Raw genomic sequence first — 19,220 nt, forward strand, 5'->3', positions numbered from 1 at the left:
CCTACCTCCATTTTTCTGTATAAAGTAAGACTATGTCAGCCTCTTGCCAATTAGAAACCAATAATTCAGTGGCTTTGGGGTCAAAAACAAGAGCAATGCCACAATCACCACCACCCGCTCCTGAGGATCTGGCAACGGCGTCCATTCCTTGACAGGCTTCAACCAATTGGCGTAATTTAGGATGATAAATAACCGGGGATAAGTCGGACAATAGCCGACCCGAGGCCGACAAAGCATCTACCAACGCCTGTTTATTTCCAGTTTCCAAAGCTGATATGGCTGCTAGGGTAAACTCTTGCATTTTGGTTAAAAACGCTGTGTCAATTTTTTGGTTAACCTGACGAATCATGTCCTTTGAGAGTGAAGGAACCTGTGTCCATCCAACCAAGAAATCACAAGATAAGCCTGGTTTTATCAATCGAACACGGTAGCCCCAATCACGGGCTAGCAATTCGGACAGAGGCAGTTCTTGCATCCATTTTTTGATGTTGCTACGATCAAAAGCGGTATACGCAATCAAGGTCTCATAAGAAATGCATGCAATATCTCCCATGGAGCCATTATCTCCTAAACTCAACAGGACAACTGAAGCCAACTTAAATAACTTATCTGGTGTTAATGCAACCTGATAATAAGCTGCCAAGGCTTTTAAGGTTAGGACCGTAACACTTCCGCTAGAACCAATGCCGTATTTTTTGCCGTGATTTCCTAACGTTCCCAGAATAGATAAGGAAAAAGGTGGCAAGTCCAAAACGGTCTGGTTCACATAGCTTGCAAACACCTCAATAGCAGTTTGAATTAACTCATAGCCCTTGTCTGGTGTCATGTCCACGGCATAATCAAATAAATCCGACTGGAGACAGATTTTGGGTGCTGACTCAATAATAGCTGTCATTTTTAGTGGAATTGGCATAATGAGAGCCGTCTGTCCCGGTGTTAAAATCGCATACTCGCCAGATAAATAAAGCTTACCGCCAGTTTGAACCTGATACTTAACCATTTGGTAATTCCTTTGTTTTGGAAACAATCACTCGATAATCTTGCTGCAGTATTGAAGCGAGCTGGTCCAAGTCTTCCTCTAAACAAAGGACTTTGACATTAGGCCCTGCATCCATCGTGAAATAGCAGGCATAGCCTTGTTGCCGTAAGGCTCTAACCCGTTCCATGGCTTGGTGGGATTCTGGTGTTAAGTAGGAAAAGGCTGGATTAGCTGTCTTCGTTGTGGCATGCATTGCTAAAGCATTGGCTTCTGTGAGCAAACCCACTTTTTCAAAATCATTAGCTTTTAAGTGGCCAAGCATGGCCTGGTAATCTTTTTGTGACTGGGTGACCCATTGGTCAAATGTTTGTGACGTTTCACGACATAGTCGCATGCCTTCTCGACTTGAAATCGGTTTTTTGGCATCGTTTAACACCAACATAATCATGCCCATTTTTAAATCTGTTTTAACCTGATAAATTTTGCCTGTATCCTTGTCCCACGCTGCTACTGGTCCAAAAAATGAACGTGACGCCGAACCTGACGCAAACTTGGCTTTTTGGGCTAAGGCATCTTGATCTAGACCTGTTTTGAACAGTTGATTACAGGCTTTGACCAAAGCTGACAAGCCACTAGAACTCGAGGATAGCCCTGCCGCTGTTGGCATGTTATTGATGGTATCAACTTTAACAAAGGGCGCATTGGATAATCTAAATTGATTGATAATCGCTGAAATTTTTTGATGTTCTTGCTCATTTTGTAGCTGACCATTAATGTAAAACTGGTCACTATTTTCCGAATCGGGTAAAAAAGAAACGCTGGTTTGGGTGTACATATTATCCAAAGTCAAGGAGATGCTTGAAGTGGATGGAATCATTTTTTCCTGATCTTCTTTTCCCCAATATTTAATGATAGCAATATTTGCATATGAGGTCACTGTTATAACATTTGGATCCACGTGTTTACGGCCCCTTCTTCTTTTAATTTCTTACTGATCGTCTTGGCGTCTGTTAGGTTATTAGCTAAAGCAATCATGCAGCCACCTAGACCTCCACCTGTCATTTTTGCTCCCAAAGCACCAGCTTTAAGGGCTGAATCTACCAAGTGGTCTGCTTTTGCAATGCTGACTCCTATGGCCTTTAGAGAGTGGTGGGCTTGGGTCATGTATCGTCCAATAGCTACTTTATCCTGAGAGGTAATGGCTTGTTCGACTTGTTCTGCGAGATAACCTAGCCGCGCCAAATGAGGCAGATTGGCTTCTTCTTGCTGAGCAACTTTTCCTACAGCCTCTCGAGTGTGTCCTTGAATCCCTGTATCAGCAATAACCAGATAGGCCTTTAGGTCAATCTCGATGGTCTCAAATCCAATATTTCTAATAAACTTGATAGCATCATTGCTTAGACAGGTCTTGGCATCTAGGCCGCTAGGATTAGTATGGGCAATAATTTCTGCCTTGTTGACTAAAATTTCCAACAAAGATGCCGATATTGGTATCTGGAAATAAGAAAAAACAGCTCGAATAGCAGCGATAGAGACGGCGGCAGAAGATCCCATACCTCTTTTTTGTGGCACTTGTGACGTAATGCTATAACGGATTGGCTCCTCTAAACGATTCAAATACTCTAAAGCTGCATAAATCGCAGTTGATAGCGTGTCATAAAAATCAAAGTTTAAAGGGCTTTTTGCAGGAAAAATCTTGCAGCCTACCTCAATATCTGTCAGAGGAAGAGCGATAGCTGGATAGCCATAAACAACGGAGTGCTCTCCTATTAAAATAATTTTACTGTGTGCTTTGCCAAATCCTATTTTCTCAGTCATGTCCTAATCTTTTCATACGGTATTGTTAAGTCTTTTACCTTACTATTTTACACTAAATGCCCTAAAATTGCGATAAGCAACTATTTTTACTTAACATCATCTCACTAAAGCCATGAGAATAAATGAAAAATGACCGGCACAAAAACCGGTCATTTTTCATTCGTTTAAGTTAGCGTGCTAAAAGACTCTTATGAGATGGTTTCTTGCATCTCGGTCATTTTGGCATATCGGCCTCCTTGTGCCACTAATTCCTGATGGGTGCCTCTTTCGACAATTTTGCCTTGTTCAAGAACTAAAATCTGATTCGCCGTTTGGATGGTTGACAGGCGGTGCGCAATGATAAATGTCGTCCGACCTTCTTTTAATAACTCCATGGCTTTTTGAATGACTTCTTCCGTTTCTGTGTCGATATGGGAAGTTGCTTCATCTAAAATCAAGATTTTGGGATTGGCAATCAAGGTTCTTGCAAAAGCAACGAGCTGGCGCTCCCCGCTTGAAAAAGAAGCACCTTTTTCATAAACAGGTTCGTGAATGCCTTTTTGCAATCGAGAAATCATCTGAGCTGCTCTCACTTTTGTTAAAGCCTCTAAGACATCTTGATCTGTATAAGCGGTATTACCCATGGTGACATTTGACGCAATCGTCCCCGTAAAGAGATAGGGATCTTGCAAAACAATTCCCATCTGTGCGCGCAAGCTTTCTCTGGAGTACTGATTAATCGGCTGACCATCGACCATAATAACCCCTGATTGTGGTTCGTAAAAGCGGTAAAGCAAGTTCATGATCGATGATTTACCAGATCCGGTATGTCCTACCAGAGCAATCGTCTCCCCCTTGTCAGCATGGATATTAATCTGGGACAAGACAGGCTTATCTGCTTCATAAGAAAAGCAAACATCATTGAAATCAACTGTTCCAGAGCTTATGACAATGCTATTTTGAGCATCTTCTTCCACCGTTTCATCTAGCAATGCCATCAAGCGTCTTCCTGTAGCAAATGAGCGCTGAACATTTGGCAACTGCCTCACAAGCATTCCTAGCAAATCAAATAAGCGTGTCAAATAGTTAAGATAGATAAATAATTTTCCGACGGTAATCCCTGGAAGCCCCTGTAGAAATTGATAACCCACTAGAGCCAACACGCCACAAATGACAGTGTATTTAACAAGCTCTGTCAGACTCCAAGAAGCTACAGAGTCAGCAAAAATGATGCTATCATCTGCTGTTTTCATCTCGTTAATCTGTTCTTCAAATTCTTTTAAAATGGTATCTTCCTGATGATAGAGCTGAATAATCGAAACCCCATTCATCATTTCATTGACTTGCGTATTGACGATACTTCTTGCCTTGTAGAATGCTTTCATAGGCTTGTCTGTCAATTTTTTATACAGAACCTGCATGCCGTAAAACAAGGGAATCACAATTAATAATAACAAGCCGGATTTGAGATCCAAATACATCATCGCCACATAAATGAATGTGATTTGAGCTAAAGAAATAATTACTTGGGATAACAACGTGTCGTAAAATTGATTTCTCAAGGTTTCAGTATCGTTAACAATTTTAGTGGCAATCTTACCAGCTGGCTGATTGTCAAAATAGGAAATGGGTAATCGTTGCATAATATCAAAGGCACGGTTACGCAAATTACTCACGATTTTATTCGAAGCATAGACCAAGCTTCTATAAGATACGTACCTCAACACTGCTGTCACTAAAATCATTGTTAAATAAGATAGTAACAGCAACTGAAGTCCTTCAAGCGATACCACCCCCCATTTCGAAGCGGGTGTTAGGTAGTCGTCAATCATTTTTTTTAATAGTAATGGTGCAAATTGTCCGACTGCCGTTGACATTAGTAAAAGGACTATGCCTATGATAAATGGACGCTTAGCCGTTCGTATTTCATTGACTAATTTGATAAATAAAGACATCTTACTCCTCCTGGGCTTGCTGCCGTTGGTGCTGTTCATAATACCAACCTTTTTGAGCCAGCAGTTGATCAGGTCGTCCTTCTTCAATAATCCGCCCCTGATCTAGAACAATCACCCAATCCGCATGCTGAACAGCTGACAAGCGATGGCTGACAATAAATGTTGTTTTGCCTTGCCTTTCTTTTTGAATGTTTTGGATAATTTCAGTTTCTGTTTTGGCATCAACCGCTGATAAGGAATCATCTAATATTAATAAATCAGGTTGCGAAATAAAGGCCCTAGCAATGGAAATTCGTTGCTTTTGACCACCTGATACTGATAAACCGCGCTCACCGATATTAGTTTCTATGCCTTTTGTCATGCTATTGATATCACCGGTAAATGCTGCGGTATCGATAGCAGTTAAAATCTCGTCTAACTGAGCATCTTTTTTTCCGATTGCAATATTTTTCTTAATGGTTTTAGAAAATAAGATATGCTCTTGAGGTACATAGCCAATATGATTTTCTAGCGATTCTCGCTGATATTCTATGATATCACGCCCATTAATTTTTAGATGACCTTCACCAACGGGGTACTGTCTCAGTAATTGTCTGACAAAAGTAGTCTTTCCAGAGCCTGTTCTCCCAACAATTCCCAGGGTTTGTCCCTTATTTATGGTCACATTAATATGGCTTAAGCTAGGTTTATCACTATTAGCGTAATTAAATGAATAGTCTTCAAAAACAATCTCATCGAATGATTGCAAGGATAGTTGCCCATCTGCCTCCATGTTATCGCCTGTTTCAATGATTTCATTCAGTTTATTAAAGGAGGTCCTACCGGTTTGATAGACTAAAATAAAGTCAGATAACATGCTAAATGGCTCAACTAATGACACCAAGTACAGTTGCAAAGCAATGACTTGACCAAGGGTCACTTGACCTTTTGTCATGTAATAAAGTCCTGACAAAAGAATGATCACTGTGCTAAGAACAATCATGGTGTGATACACGGGGAAGTACAGGGCACGGTATCTAGCAACCTTGTTCCACCGATCTGCCAATTCCTGGGTTTTACGACTAAACTTAGAGTCTAAATCATCTTTTCGACTATAAGCCCTCATCACTCGTATCCCCTCAACGGTTTCTAGGACTTCGTCGCTAAGATTTGCAATCGCCTCACGCGCTTCTTCAACTTGGCGTTCCTGTTTTTTGGTGATAGCGTATATCAGCATCATCATAATAAAAATAGGTATCATTCCAATCAAAGACATTTTCCATGAAATGATAAACATGGTCGGAATAATAAAGGCAATCATCCCTCCAGCATATAAAATAATCATCAGCCCATAGCCAATAAACTCCATTAAGACTTCGACATCTGTTGAAAAACGGGTTATCATATCGCCCGAACGAAACTTTTCATAGAATGGCGTTCGCATGAATAATAATTTTCGAAAAGCTCTTTGTTGCAAATCAAACTTAAAGCGAACCGACTCTTGAAATAATTTCAAATGCCAAAAATAAGCTGTTCCATAAGAAATTAAAGTCGCTCCTAGTAAAATAGCAAGGCAAACAAGCAAGGAACGATTGGTCAATTGGTGTTTAGCTATTTGATCAATTAAAGACTGGATAACTTTTGTTGGGACAATAAGTGAAGCATCGTACACAACTAGGGTAATAGCAACCAAAAAATAAATTTTCTTATGTTGCTTAATATAATCGAACATCAAAGATAGCATTGTGTCCTCCTTTTTGATGATGGTCTATGATAAAAATCTTCTATTAGCCATTTTAGACACAAAAAAGCCCACAGTAAAACTCTTTCTACCGTAGGCATTTCATTAGTTTGCTAAAAAAACTAACTGACTGGGTTAGAAAGGAGAATAGGATCAAAAACAAGTCTTTTTTTGGCAGTGTTGTTCATGTTTTTAGTACTCCTTTCATTAATTTTACGGAAATTATATCACAAGATTGAAACTTTGTAAAGATGAATCTTGGTTAAACACTCTATTTTTTCTTAACTGATCTCATCTAATATTTGTTTTTTAATCGCTTACATTTATAAAGCGTTTATTTTTGGTTATTTTTTGAAGAAATTACTTAATTTTCATTGAAATAGCGCACAAATAATAGTAAACTTTACTTATAAACATTACTTATTGACTAGGAGAAGTTATGAAAAAGTATTTTTTTCTAAAAAGTAGCCTACTGGGGCTCTTTGCTGGTGTTTCTATGCTAGGTGGGGGCATTGCTGCCGATCAGGTAGATGTCCAATTTTTGGGAGTTAATGACTTTCACGGGGCACTAGACACGACTGGTTCAGCCTACATGCCTGATGGAAAAGTATCTAACGCTGGCTCTGCCGCTCAGCTAGATGCTTACATGGACGATGCTGAAAAAGACTTTAAAACAGACAGTCCAGATGGGACTAGCATTCGTGTGCAAGCAGGTGACATGGTTGGTGCCAGTCCTGCCAACTCTAGCCTTCTCCAGGACGAGCCGACCATCAAAGTTTTAAATAAAATGGGCTTTGAGTATGGTACCTTAGGGAATCACGAATTTGACGAAGGGTTGGAAGAGTACCATCGTATTGTTACCGGTCAGGCACCTGCTGCTGATTCAACCGTTAATGAGATTACAAAGCAATACCCACATCAAGCATCTAATCAAACCATTGTCATTGCCAATGTTCTTGATAAAGAAACTAAAAAAATTCCTTATGACTGGAAACCTTATGCTATCAAAAACATTCCAGTCAATGACACGTCTGTAAATGTTGGGTTTATTGGAGTAGTAACCAATGAAATTCCAAACTTAGTGCTTAAAAAACACTATGAAAAATATGACTTTTTAGACGTTGCTGACACAATTGTCAAGTATGCTAAAGAATTGCAAGAACAAAAAGTCAAAGCGATTGTTGTCTTGGCACACATTCCTGCAACCAGCAAAGGAGAGGTTGTTGGTGAGGAAATGGCAATGGTTATGGACAAAGTAAACAAAGTCTTCCCAGATAACAGTGTCGATATCGTATTTGCTGGGCATAACCACCAATACACTAATGGTGTTATCGGAAACACTCGTGTCGTTCAGGCCCTATCACAAGGTAAAGCGTATGCAGATGTTCGTGGACGACTAGATACTGATACACAAGATTTTATCGCAACACCTAATGCCAAAGTCATTGCGGTAGCTCCTAATGTCAAAACAGGTAGCAAAGACATCGAGGAAATCGTCAAAGAGGCTAATGAGATTGTTAAAACAGTCACTGATAAAAAAATTGGGACTGCCTCAACTACTGGCAACATCTCAAGAAGTGAAAATGAGGACAAAGAATCTCCTGTCGGCAATCTGGTGACCACTGCTCAATTAACCATGGCGAAAAAAGAGTTCCCACATGTGGATTTTGCCATGACAAATAACGGAGGTATTCGTGCCGACTTGTTAGTAAAAGATGATCAAACCATTACTTGGGGAGCTGCACAGGCGGTTCAACCATTTGGTAACATTCTTCAAATCGTTGAGCTAACTGGTCAACAAATTTATGACGTGTTGAATCAACAGTACAACGATGGTCAAAAATACTTCCTCCAAATCTCTGGTTTACACTATACTTACACTGACAGTGGCTCATCAGATCCTTCAGTACCTTTCAAAGTGGTAAAAGTCTACAAGGATAACGGTGAAGAACTTGATGTAACAGCTCGCTACAGCCTAGTTATCAATGATTTCTTATATGGTGGTGGAGATGGCTTTTCTGTCTTCAAAGACGCTAAACTCTTGGGTGCCATCACTCCAGACACTGAAGTATTCATCCAATACATTAAAGACTTAGAGGCTGCTGGTAAACCTGTTAAAACAGGCATTACTGGTGTTAAAACATATGTTACATCAAGCCTTGAAAGCTCTACAAAAACAGATGAGAACGGCAAGCATCACCTGATTCATCGCGTGTTTAGAAAACGCGATGGTAAAATTGTCGCTGTCGACTTAGTGTCTAATCACGTGACACCAAATCAAGCCACTATGACAGCATTGCCTGCTTCTTCTACTCAAAAAGCAAAAGCATTACCAGCTACAGGTAGTCAAAATCGTTCATCTCTCATCATGACAGTGATGGGATTAGTGACTCTGAGTGGTGCTGGCTTCTTACGTAAAAAAAATAACTAATCTCATAAGATTTAAAAAGACTAATCGGAAATCCGATTAGTCTTTTTAATAGTTGCTAAATAATAATACCTTCCAAATGGTCTAGCTCATGTTGACAGACTTGAGCAGCTAATCCCGTTAACTTAAGTGATTTTTTCTGCCAATTCATGTCGCGATAGTCTACCTTAATTTCTTGGTAGCGCTGAGTGGGGCGGCTTCCTGTGAGAGATAAACACGACTCTTGCGTTTGAAAAGGAGAGCTTTTTTCCACAAGCACAGGATTAAACATGACAAGATCGACAAAACCGAGGCTGACAATAATCACACGCTTTTGATAGCCAATCATATTAGCTGCCATTCCCAGACAGTTTTCTCGGTGATAAGCTAGCGTATCCATCAAATCTTGACCAATCCAAGTCTCTTCTTTATCAGCTTGAGTAGCTTTTTGTTGCAAACATAAGACATCTGTCACAATTGGTTTTATCATTTACCCATTCCTTTCTGAGCAATGCTCCTAAAAACGTTAGGCTTCTAACTCACTGAGATAATCAAAACGCTCATATTTTTTGAGCACCTCCAGATTTAACTGGTCTAATTCCCTTTGCAGTTGGGCTAATTGACCGTAATCACTGCCAACTGCCAACATTTGCTCTTGGATGTTTTCCACTTGCTCTTCAAGAATCGCTATATCATCTTCGATACTAGCCCACTCTTTTTTCTCCAAATAGGACATCCTTTTTTTAGTGGTTTCTTCTGTAACCACTTGAGCTGGCTCTTTGGTATGGCGAGCAATTTCAACTTCTTTTTCTAGAGCCTTATCATCTAAGTAGTCACTGTAATTTCCATAAAATTCTGTGATGCCTCCATTTTCAAAGGCTAAAATTTTTGTGGCAACCTTATCTAAAAAGTAACGGTCGTGACTGACTGTAATCACTGGACCTGCAAACTGATTTAAAAAATTTTCTAAAACTGTTAAAGTCGCAATATCTAAATCATTAGTAGGCTCGTCCAGCAACAAAACATTTGGTTTTTCAATTAAAAGTTTTAATAAGTAAAGGCGTTTTTTTTCACCGCCTGATAATTTGGCAATTAAGGTGCCATGGCTAGACCGAGGAAATAGAAATTGTTCCAAAAGATCACTGATACTGGTCAATCCAACACTGGTTTTCACCTCATCAGCAACTTCTTGCAAGTAACTAATCATGCGTTTATTCTCATCCATACCCTTGATTTGCTGAGAGAAATAACCGATACGGATAGTGTCGCCTATATCTAACTTGCCAGATGTTGCTTGCAAATCCCCGTTGATAAGCTGTAAAAGGGTTGACTTACCGACACCATTTTCACCAACAATACCAATTCGGTCCTTATTTTGAATGATTAAACTAAAATCTTGAATAATAGGCTGGTCACCATAGGCAAAAGACACGTCTTCAAAATGAATGACTTTTTTTCCAATGCGGCTAGTTTCAAAATTAATGTCAAGTTGGTCACCTGTATTATCTTGTTGCACTTGGTTCTTTAAATTTTCAAACCGATTAATCCTTGCTTGTTGCTTCGTGGCACGCGCCTGAGGCTGGGTACGCATCCAAGCCAACTCCTGTTTATAGAGCTGTTTTTTCTTGTGTAGGTTGGCTGACTCACGCTCATCTTGCTCAGCTTTTAACCGCACATAATCTTGGTAATTTCCTTGATACTCTGTAAGGGTCGCTCGATCTAATTCAAAAATTCGAGTGGCAACATTGTCTAAAAAGTATCGGTCATGAGTAATAAATAAGACGGTCTTTTTAGACAACTTTAAATAGTGGGTCAACCAAGCAATGGTATCAATGTCTAGATGGTTGGTGGGCTCATCTAATAACAAGAGGTCTGCAGATCCCAAAAGAACCTGTGCAAGTTGCACGCGACGTCTCATCCCACCTGATAAATTTCCAACTTTTTGGTCCAGCTGAACAATCCCCAATTTTGACAGAACGGTCTTAACCTCACTCTCAATCGACCAAGCGTCTAACCGATCCATCTCAGCCATAACCGACTCCAGCTGCTTTTGAGAGGTGTCAGAATAATTTGCCATCAACAATTCGTATTGTCGAATCAGTTGAATCTCTTTTAAATCTGATGATAAAACAGTGTCCAAGACAGATTTGTCATCATCAAATTCAGGATTTTGAGCCAAATAAGACATGCTATAGTCATTTGCTTTTGAAAATGGAGACACGTCTCCATCAAAACCAAGGCGACCAGACAAGACATCCAGCAGGGTAGTTTTACCTGTACCATTAATACCAATGATACCAATCCGATCATATTCATGAATAATGAAGGAAATGTCTTGAAAAACGGTTTTGTCGCCAACCGATTTGGTCAGGCCTTCAACTAAAAAATTACTCATGGGATAATTCCTCTCTGACAAATGATTCAATCTGATGGATCTTGTTTTCTAAGCGACCCTCGACAATAGCAAACTCTATTTTACTGAGCATGGTTCCTAACTGAGGACCTGGTGCCAAGCCAAAAGTTTTAATAAGATGAGAGCCATTAATCACAATGTCACGCTTATCATGAATGGCTAAGCTCTTATCTAGCTGGTCAATAGCCTCAAAATGACACGATTTGTTTTGACCGTATCTTAGGGATTCTACCAATAAGGCTGATGTTTTCCCAAACTGATAAATATCCATTTGTTGCAGCAACCTTTCCTGACGAATCTCATATAAACGAATCAAGTGAGACACTTGTTTTTGAAAGTCATTAGAGGTCTTCCAAGCTTTTAGAAAGGGTTTAGGTGCAGAAATGCCCAAGTGTATCATCAAATAAGCCCATGCTTGGTGGCTATCTTCAAAGACATAGCCCTCTCGTAAAGACTCGGTATAGGCCCGTAATGATTCTACTTTGCCTTGTAATCCCGGCAGGTATTCAAAAGCTCCGCAGGCTATCATTGCTAAGACACCTTTACGCCAATTAGGAGCCATCAAGAGTTTGTCAAATTCGATAAAAGAACGCTCAACTGAAATTTTTTCTAACAGAGGGGCGTGGCTTTTCATGGCCTCAAAGGTATCATCTGCGATGTCAAAATCTAGGGTAGCTGCAAAACGAAAACCTCGCATAATCCTAAGGGCATCCTCTTCGAAACGTTCTTGAGGCTTTCCAACAGCCCTTAATAATTGCTGTGACAAATCCTTTAGCCCGTTGAATTTATCGATAATATGACCATTGTCATCCAATGCCAAAGCATTTACCGTGAAATCGCGGCGCTTTAAATCTTCCTCAAGTGAACGCACAAAAGAAACCTGGCTGGGGCGTCTATAATCGACATAAACGTCCTCCGTCCTAAAGGTTGTGATTTCATATTCTCCGCCATTTTCTAAAACAAGTACTGTTCCATGCTCAATGCCCACATCAACTGTTCTTGCAAAAATAGCTTTGGTTTCTTCTGGATAGGAGCTAGTGGCGATATCAACATCATGGATGGGTCTGTCTAGCAGTACGTCCCTGACGCTTCCTCCAACAAAATAGGCCTCAAAACCAGCTTCTTTAATCTTTTTTAGTATTGGTAAAGCCTTCTGAAATTCAGAAGGCATGGTTATTAATTTCATAGTAGTTTTCTAACCCGTAAATTAATTGGTCTGACTGGACCATTTCTTTTCTAGTGGCATAGCTAATTCTGATAGAAACGTTGAGAATCAAAGAAGCACTTGCTTGAAGAGCAGAGGCTTTCTGATTCTTGACCGTTATCAGTTCTTAGTCTGATGAATCACTGGTGTCAGTCCAAAAGCAACAGCACCTTTACCCAAATGAGTGGCAATGACTGAGCCAAAATGTACTTCTTCTACCGGCATTTGATATCCAGTATCCAAAAGCATTTGTTTCAAGGCGTCTGCTTTTTCTTTTGCTTTCGAATGAATAATGGAAATCTCGTAGTCACCGTCTTTAGTAATATCTTTTAGAATATCAACCAAGCGTTTCATGGCTTTTTTTTCGGTTCTTACTTTTTCATAAACCACAATTTGACCAGCTTCATTAAAGTGAAGAATTGGCTTGATGCTTAACAAATTACCTAGCAAGGCTGAACCATTAGACAAGCGCCCACCTTTTACCAGATGATTGAGGTCATCAACCATGATAAAAGCGGTTGTCCCATTAATTTGCTGTTGCAAGCAGTCGATGATTTCCTGAAAAGATAAGCCCTGTTGAGACCACTCGCAGGCATTTTTAACCATGCTCCCTAGAGGTGCTGACGTGATTTTACTATCTGGAAAAGCAATAGTTAATTCAGCATGTTCTTCAATTAAGAATTGAATGTTTTGCCAAAATCCTGAAATGCCGCTCGCTAGAAATAAGCCGATGACATGCGTATAACCTTTTGAAGAAAGGTCACTCAGTAGCGTGTCTAGTTCTGATAGACTCGGCTGACTTGTTTTGGGCAATTCTGGGGAATCATCCATCTTACGGTAAAAGTCTTCAAGAGTTAAATCGTTTCCTTCAATGTAGGTTCGGTTATTCATAATAATCGGGATGGGTAAACGAAACAAATCTTTATAACCCAGAAGGCTTTCTGGTAGGGCTGCTGAACTATCAGTTATCACTGCTAATTTCATCAGTTTTTGAACTCCAAGTTAATGCCTGGTCTATCTAAAGCAATTTCAGTCACTTCATACGTCAAACGCTTAACTATTTCCAACAAAGGGGCAGCCAATGATTCCACTTCTTCTTGAGCAAATTCGCTAGGTTTATCAATCAAGCGGTCCAAAACACGCACCATTTGTGAGATCACACCGCTAATCACAAATTCCTCTTTAACGATGACAAACTGTAAGACTGACACAATAGTGGTTTCCTTTTGTTCAGTATCTTTGCTAACCAGTTGAAAAGTCACTTCAAAATTTGTTTCAGGCGTGCCATTTTCTTTTTCCCATTCCAGATTTCTAGCATCGTAATGGTATTGATTGACAAATTCTTTTTCACGTAATAGTTTCATTTATTAGTTCTCCTTGATGACGATATCATCCATTATAGCATAGATTTGAAGATTATTAAAGCAGACTTAAACTGTATTTTGAATCAAAAAGTCGTCTTTATCTGTAATTGTTGACTCCCTTTGCCCTTTGGCTAATCAAAACAACACCCCAGTTGTTAGATGGTTAGCCTAACCCTTGGGGTGCTGTGTTTTTTTAGCAAGAAATAGCTTAATAAGCCTCTCTAAGACTGGCTAAAAAATCTTGCATGGCAAGATCATCTGGCACTGCTTTTAAGTAAGCTTCTGCTAGCCTTGTTGCCTTATCTTGTTGGCCGAACTCCCTAGATAAGTAAGCATAATCTTGTAAGAATTCAGGATTATCAATGAGTTCTTTGGAGATATTATCGAAAATCTGCAGCGCTTTTTCTGCTTGGTCCAGAGCTTGATAGGCTTTGGCAATGTTCCATTTTGTAATCACATGGTCAATATCATCATGTTCCAGTGCCACTACCTCTTCGTATCGGTCTTGGTCTAAGTAAAGTGTTGACAAGCGCATGGTGACTTCTTCGTCATCAAGTGCAACTTGCTTAGCCTTTTTGAGGTAAGCTTCTGAGCTCTCTGCGTCATGAAGTTCAAAGGCTAGCTGGGAAGCCAATAACAATAATTGACTGTCAAATTCGTTTTTTCGTAAACCTTGTTGGACAAGGCGCAACGCTTCTTGAGTTTGGTGGTCTTGGTGCAATGACAAACCATAGATGTATTCATAGCCAGGAAAATCTGCATTCATGGTTTCGAGTTGTTTAAAATAGAGATTAGCCTTCTGATAATCAGCCTGATCATATAAGATGGTTGCTAATTCAAAAACAGCCTCATCTTCATATTCAATAGCAATAGCTTTTTCTAAAAACTCAATGGCCGCCTCAAATTTACCTAAATTAGCATAGGCCCGACCAATTCTCTGATAAGTTGAAATCCCTGTCAAATTTAGTATGTGACGGTTATCCAACTTAGCATACTGCTCAATAGCTTCTTTGAAATGATCAAGAGCCATTTCAATTTCTGCCAATCCGAAAATAACCAGGGGTTCTTGACTGATTTGGGTCGCTTTGAGCATCTTTTCGCGAGCCACATCAGTCAAACCTTCCATATCATACAAATCCGCCATAACCAACAAAGCAGACAAATAATCTGGACTATCTGAGGTGATGCGGTCAAGATATAAAAATGCTTCTTCTATCTCGTTGTCTTCTGCGGAAATTTGGGCTAAGTTGATATTAACTTCTGGGTAATCCTGACATAATTGCAAATAAATCGTTTTAGCCTGAGGAAAAAATCCAATGCTCTCTAAATACTCTGCTAGTGCCAAGAGTGACTCGGCATCGTCTTCTTTTAAAGCTTTTTTTAAATACTTTTCAGCATGCTTTAGATCTTGTTGATCAATCGAAGCAATCATTTTTTCACTATTTAACATCTTCGCTAACCTCTTTCAATGTTACTAGCTCTTCTTCGTACAAGCCACTCACGCCTTTATACCATTCAAAGACCTCTTTGACAATTACCTTAGCTGATGCATAGACTGGAATCACAAGGAAAACACCCCAGACACCAAACATTGATCCCGCTGTCAAAAGTAAAAACATGATGCTAATTGGGTGGATGCTCAGCTTATTCCCTAATACCAAAGGAGCCACAAAGCGCCCTTCGATGGTTTGTTCAATCGTAAAAATAATTAAGACTTTAACGAGCATCAGTGGGCCCTGTACCATGCCCATAATAACGACTGGAATCATGGCTAGAAAACTTCCTAAGTAGGGAATCATGTTTAAAAATCCAGCGATAATACCAAAGGTAATGGAATATTTTAAGCCCACAAGGCTAAACATAATCGAAAACATAAAACCAACAACAATCGCAACAGTGACTTGACCTTGCACATAACCTGATAATTGCTTATTGATTTCTCCCAAAACGCGAGCTACTGGACGACGAATCTTAATCGGCAGGACGTTGACTAATCCATTTTTCATCTTGCCACTATCTCTTAGAAAATAAAAGAGAATAAAAGGAGAGATAATAACAGCTACGGTGATACGTGCAACAGCTCCAGCGAAATTACCCGCCCAATCAATGGCATTTTTTGAGAAATCTTGCGCATAATCTAATGCTTTTTGGCTGATTGTCGTCAAAATATCTTGCAACTGCGGCTTATAGCTCACTAGCCAGTCGTTTTCTAAGACTTTGTTAGCCTCTAAGTTAACCTTGCCAACGTATTTTGGCAAATCCTGAATAAAACTGGTCAATTGGTCCTTAACCATTGGGATAAAACCAGAGATTGCCCAAACAAACAATAAAATCACCAGTCCAAAGACCATAAAAATAGATGTGGTGCGGTTTGGGCCTAATTTTTCAATGCGATCAACCAAGGGCTTAATCAAGTAGTACAAAATGGTCGACATGACCATTGGTAACATGATAACGGCAAAAAATGATAAGACAGGGGTAAATAAAAATGAAATTTTAGTAAAGACAAAAATAGTGAGAAACACAAGTAGGGTAATCAGAAGGGCAATAACTGCCTTATTATTTAACACCCATTTGTAAAATAAGCTATTTTGCTGCGGTTGATGCGTATTCAATGGCATAATGGTGATATTCCTTTCTTACAAATAGTTAAGAGACTTTTTCATCAATAAAAAGTGACAGATTTGTCCAATAAGTGGTTATCTTTGTCGTAGACAAACTTGGCAGAGAAAAAAGGTTTGTCCTCAAGAATCCACTGAAAAATATCGTAATCCCCTTCCCAAGTTGGCTTGTTTAAGACTTGGTCATAGGGAACCCATTCCAGAGTCCCCTCTCTAGAAAGCTCATCAGGAATCAATTCTCCCTCAAAATCAGTCACCTTAAAAACATAGGTATACCAATCATGACCAGGTGTGAACTCAGGAAATGTAATAATACCTTTGAAGGCCATTTCTTTCACAATGAGATGGGTCTCTTCTTGTATTTCGCGTTTGGCACATTCTTCTGGGGTTTCCCCTGCCTCTAACTTTCCACCAACTGAAATCCACTTACCTTCATGAACATCATTTTCTTTTTTATTCCGATGTAATAGCAATAAAGAATCACCATTGTCTATGTAACAAATTGTTGCTAATTGGGTCATTGCTGTTTGTCCTTTACTTATTTTTATCTATTATACCAATCTCTGAAAAATATGCTATTATTTTATGGCTAAAAACGCATTTAACAAATAGAGTCATTGAGCCGTCTTGTCCTACTAAAAAAGAGAAGCCTTTAATCTTCTCTTTTGTCTGTTTATGGCTAATTTTTAACCTTATTTGATGTTTAAGACGCTTTCTTTGGCATGAACCAACTGTGTAATCATGCGACAATACGGCGTGTCAATGCCTAATTTTTCACCTTTTTTATTAACTGCCCCATTGATAAAATCAATTTCAGTCAGGCGGTTATTTTGTACCAAGTCTTGATGCATAGAAGGGTAGTGATGGGCTGCTTTAACGGATGTTTCCATCACATAGTTTGTAATGTCTTCTTCGTCAAGTTCAACACCTTCTGCTTGGCCAACAGTGATAAATTCGTGAATGATTTCCTTCACCATTTTGAGGCCATCTTCACTGGCAAACAATTCTCCAATAGTGCAATCAAGCAAAGCACAAGTTGAATTCATGGTACCGTTCACGCAGGCTTTTCGCCAAATATTTGGAACTACATTCTCGTCATAAGTAGCGTTTAATTGAGCTTCGTTTAACATGTCCGTCACTTGAAGCCCTGACTCTTTGTTGTTAGGGTCCATGCTTTGCAGATTTAATGCCCCAACACCTTTTAAGTTGGCATGTCCTGGACCTTCAAGACCTGCTGTCCAAACAGTAACCCCCATCAAAATATTACGTTCAGGAATGTAGTTTCGAATAACGTCTTCGTGTCCTAGTCCATTCAGCAAACAGAGCACTTTGGTTTCTGCTCCAATGATGCCTTTGATGTCTTTTAACATCTGTGGCAACTGCATCGCTTTGGTAAATAAAATAATCACATCAGCCTCTTGAGTGGCTTGTGTTGGCTTCATAATTGGAAGGTCAACCAGGTCTTCAACATCACCAGAAATCTTTAGCCCGTTTTCTGTAATGGCATTGATATGGTCTTCCCAATTATCTAGTAAAATCACATCGTGAGATGTTTTTGAGATTTGGTAGCCAAAACGGCAACCCATAGCTCCGGAACCAGCAATATATACTAACATTTTTTCTCCTTTATCCTTCAAATACAAAAATATCATCTGTGTAGAGGTGCAACATGTCTTTGCAGACCTTATGTGACACAAATCCTGCGACAAATGGAATAACAATCCAGGTCAATAAAATGACTAACACACTGCTGCCTCCAGCTAGTGATGCGATTGGACCCACAGCCCCAACAAGACCAAATCCAGATGACGCCGGTGTCCCAATGAGATTAAACACAGGAACACTTAAGGAACTAAGCGCAGCTGTCATTAGCATCGGCACAGCCATAACAGGATGCCTTAAAAAGTTTGGCATCATCATTTTCATTGCCCCCAGAGCAATCGCAACGGGTACTCCAGTTTTATTAACTTTCAGTGTTCCCCATACCAAAACAGCTGCGGTTGCTGCCATCCCCATAGAAGCTGCACCTGCTGCCATGCCATTAAGCCCAATAGCCAAACCAATCGCAACTGTCGAAATCGGACTAACGATAATGAGTGAAAAGGCCATGGCAATCAATAAGGACATTAAAAACGGCTGAAGAGAGGTAAAGGAGTTAATCCCTTGACCAATGACGGTTGTCACGTAAGACACATAAGGAAGTAATTTCCAACCGATGTAACCAACCCCTGTCCCAATAACAATCGGCAACAAGATAATGGTCAAAGAGCCAAATTTATCTCCTAAAACCATGACAGCTAATACGGCTAAACTGGCTGTGATCATCATATTGATCAAGTCCCCAATCCCCCTCAGCTGAAAGGCCCCTGTGGTGACACCATTTTGAATGAGCTCTGTATAAGCCCAAGCACCTGAACCAATATAAGCCGCCCCACCAACTGCTAGCTGTTGCATCGGATTAAATTTAAACTGCTGACCAATTAAAAAACCAGCCATAATTGGCGTGAAAAACTGGAACACTTGGACAATATGCAAAAATTCTGCAGCCATTACATTGGGCAATAATGGTTTTAGAAAGGTTGCTAAAATAGCATTTGGAATAAGCGCTACAACAATAGCGATAGCTGTTCCAGAAAGTACTTTATTGATAAACGAACCAAAGGTTTCTGTCGTTTTTGGCATGATAGGACCTCGCTTTATTTTTTAATGTGAAAAAAGTCACATTTGAAAACCTATTCTATCATATTCCAATCACTTTGT

16 protein-coding genes are annotated in these 19,220 nt (G+C 39.7%); 1 reads left to right on the top strand and 15 read right to left on the bottom strand.

Annotated elements, in window-relative coordinates:
• Position 1: 1 nt before the first annotated feature.
• From AKK44_RS02035 to AKK44_RS02055, 5 genes are all read right to left on the bottom strand, one after another.
• Positions 2–1,000 carry a phosphomevalonate kinase gene (locus AKK44_RS02035; RefSeq protein ID WP_054278295.1) on the bottom strand — a complete coding sequence of 333 codons (999 nt, stop codon included), beginning with the start codon at positions 998–1,000 and terminating at the stop codon, positions 2–4.
• Complete coding sequence (gene mvaD / locus AKK44_RS02040) at positions 993–1,937, bottom strand: diphosphomevalonate decarboxylase (protein WP_054278296.1); 945 nt, start codon at positions 1,935–1,937, stop codon at positions 993–995. The genes AKK44_RS02035 and mvaD overlap by 8 nt, the downstream gene beginning before the upstream one ends.
• Complete coding sequence (gene mvk, locus AKK44_RS02045) at positions 1,919–2,797, bottom strand: mevalonate kinase (RefSeq protein ID WP_054278297.1); 879 nt, start codon at positions 2,795–2,797, stop codon at positions 1,919–1,921. Before mvk ends, mvaD begins: the two co-directional genes overlap by 19 nt.
• 188 nt (positions 2,798–2,985) lie before the next feature.
• A complete protein-coding gene (locus tag AKK44_RS02050; protein ID WP_054278298.1) occupies positions 2,986–4,731 on the bottom strand; it encodes an ABC transporter ATP-binding protein in 1,746 nt (581 codons plus the stop codon).
• A gap of 1 nt (position 4,732) precedes the next feature.
• Positions 4,733–6,454, bottom strand: coding sequence for an ABC transporter ATP-binding protein (locus AKK44_RS02055; protein ID WP_054278299.1), 1,722 nt, complete (start codon positions 6,452–6,454; stop codon positions 4,733–4,735).
• A gap of 436 nt (positions 6,455–6,890) precedes the next feature.
• On the opposite strand from AKK44_RS02055, the gene AKK44_RS02060 reads away from it, so the two are divergent.
• Entirely contained in the window at positions 6,891–8,882 is a 1,992-nt protein-coding gene (locus AKK44_RS02060) for a surface-anchored 5'-nucleotidase (RefSeq protein WP_054278300.1), read from the top strand.
• Between the two features lie 55 nt (positions 8,883–8,937).
• On the opposite strand, the gene AKK44_RS02065 is transcribed toward AKK44_RS02060, so the two are convergent.
• From AKK44_RS02065 to AKK44_RS02110, 10 genes are all read right to left on the bottom strand, one after another.
• Positions 8,938–9,348: a peptide deformylase gene (locus AKK44_RS02065; protein WP_054278301.1), complete on the bottom strand. Its 411-nt coding sequence runs from the start codon at positions 9,346–9,348 to the stop codon at positions 8,938–8,940.
• 36 nt (positions 9,349–9,384) lie between these two features.
• Positions 9,385–11,253, bottom strand: a complete 1,869-nt coding sequence (locus tag AKK44_RS02070) for an ABC-F family ATP-binding cassette domain-containing protein (RefSeq protein WP_054278302.1) — start codon at positions 11,251–11,253, stop codon at positions 9,385–9,387.
• Entirely contained in the window at positions 11,246–12,457 is a 1,212-nt protein-coding gene (locus tag AKK44_RS02075; RefSeq protein ID WP_054278303.1) for a CCA tRNA nucleotidyltransferase, read from the bottom strand. Before AKK44_RS02075 ends, AKK44_RS02070 begins: the two co-directional genes overlap by 8 nt.
• A gap of 138 nt (positions 12,458–12,595) precedes the next feature.
• Entirely contained in the window at positions 12,596–13,459 is an 864-nt protein-coding gene (locus AKK44_RS02080) for a DegV family protein (RefSeq protein ID WP_054278304.1), read from the bottom strand.
• Entirely contained in the window at positions 13,459–13,839 is a 381-nt protein-coding gene (locus AKK44_RS02085) for a DUF1149 family protein (protein WP_054278305.1), read from the bottom strand. Before AKK44_RS02085 ends, AKK44_RS02080 begins: the two co-directional genes overlap by 1 nt.
• A 208-nt stretch (positions 13,840–14,047) precedes the next feature.
• Positions 14,048–15,289 carry a tetratricopeptide repeat protein gene (locus AKK44_RS02090; protein WP_054278306.1) on the bottom strand — a complete coding sequence of 414 codons (1,242 nt, stop codon included), beginning with the start codon at positions 15,287–15,289 and terminating at the stop codon, positions 14,048–14,050.
• Positions 15,279–16,460: an AI-2E family transporter gene (locus tag AKK44_RS02095; protein WP_054278307.1), complete on the bottom strand. Its 1,182-nt coding sequence runs from the start codon at positions 16,458–16,460 to the stop codon at positions 15,279–15,281. The genes AKK44_RS02090 and AKK44_RS02095 overlap by 11 nt, the downstream gene beginning before the upstream one ends.
• Positions 16,461–16,504: 44 nt before the next feature.
• Positions 16,505–16,981 carry an NUDIX hydrolase gene (locus AKK44_RS02100; protein WP_054278308.1) on the bottom strand — a complete coding sequence of 159 codons (477 nt, stop codon included), beginning with the start codon at positions 16,979–16,981 and terminating at the stop codon, positions 16,505–16,507.
• 171 nt (positions 16,982–17,152) lie between these two features.
• Positions 17,153–18,076: a 2-dehydropantoate 2-reductase gene (locus AKK44_RS02105; RefSeq protein ID WP_054278309.1), complete on the bottom strand. Its 924-nt coding sequence runs from the start codon at positions 18,074–18,076 to the stop codon at positions 17,153–17,155.
• Positions 18,077–18,086: 10 nt separating this feature from the next.
• Complete coding sequence (locus AKK44_RS02110; RefSeq protein ID WP_054278310.1) at positions 18,087–19,142, bottom strand: PTS transporter subunit IIC; 1,056 nt, start codon at positions 19,140–19,142, stop codon at positions 18,087–18,089.
• Between the last annotated feature and the right edge of the window lie 78 nt (positions 19,143–19,220).

It is taken from the genome of Streptococcus phocae (assembly GCF_001302265.1).
In the GTDB taxonomy this organism is placed as follows: domain Bacteria; phylum Bacillota; class Bacilli; order Lactobacillales; family Streptococcaceae; genus Streptococcus; species Streptococcus phocae.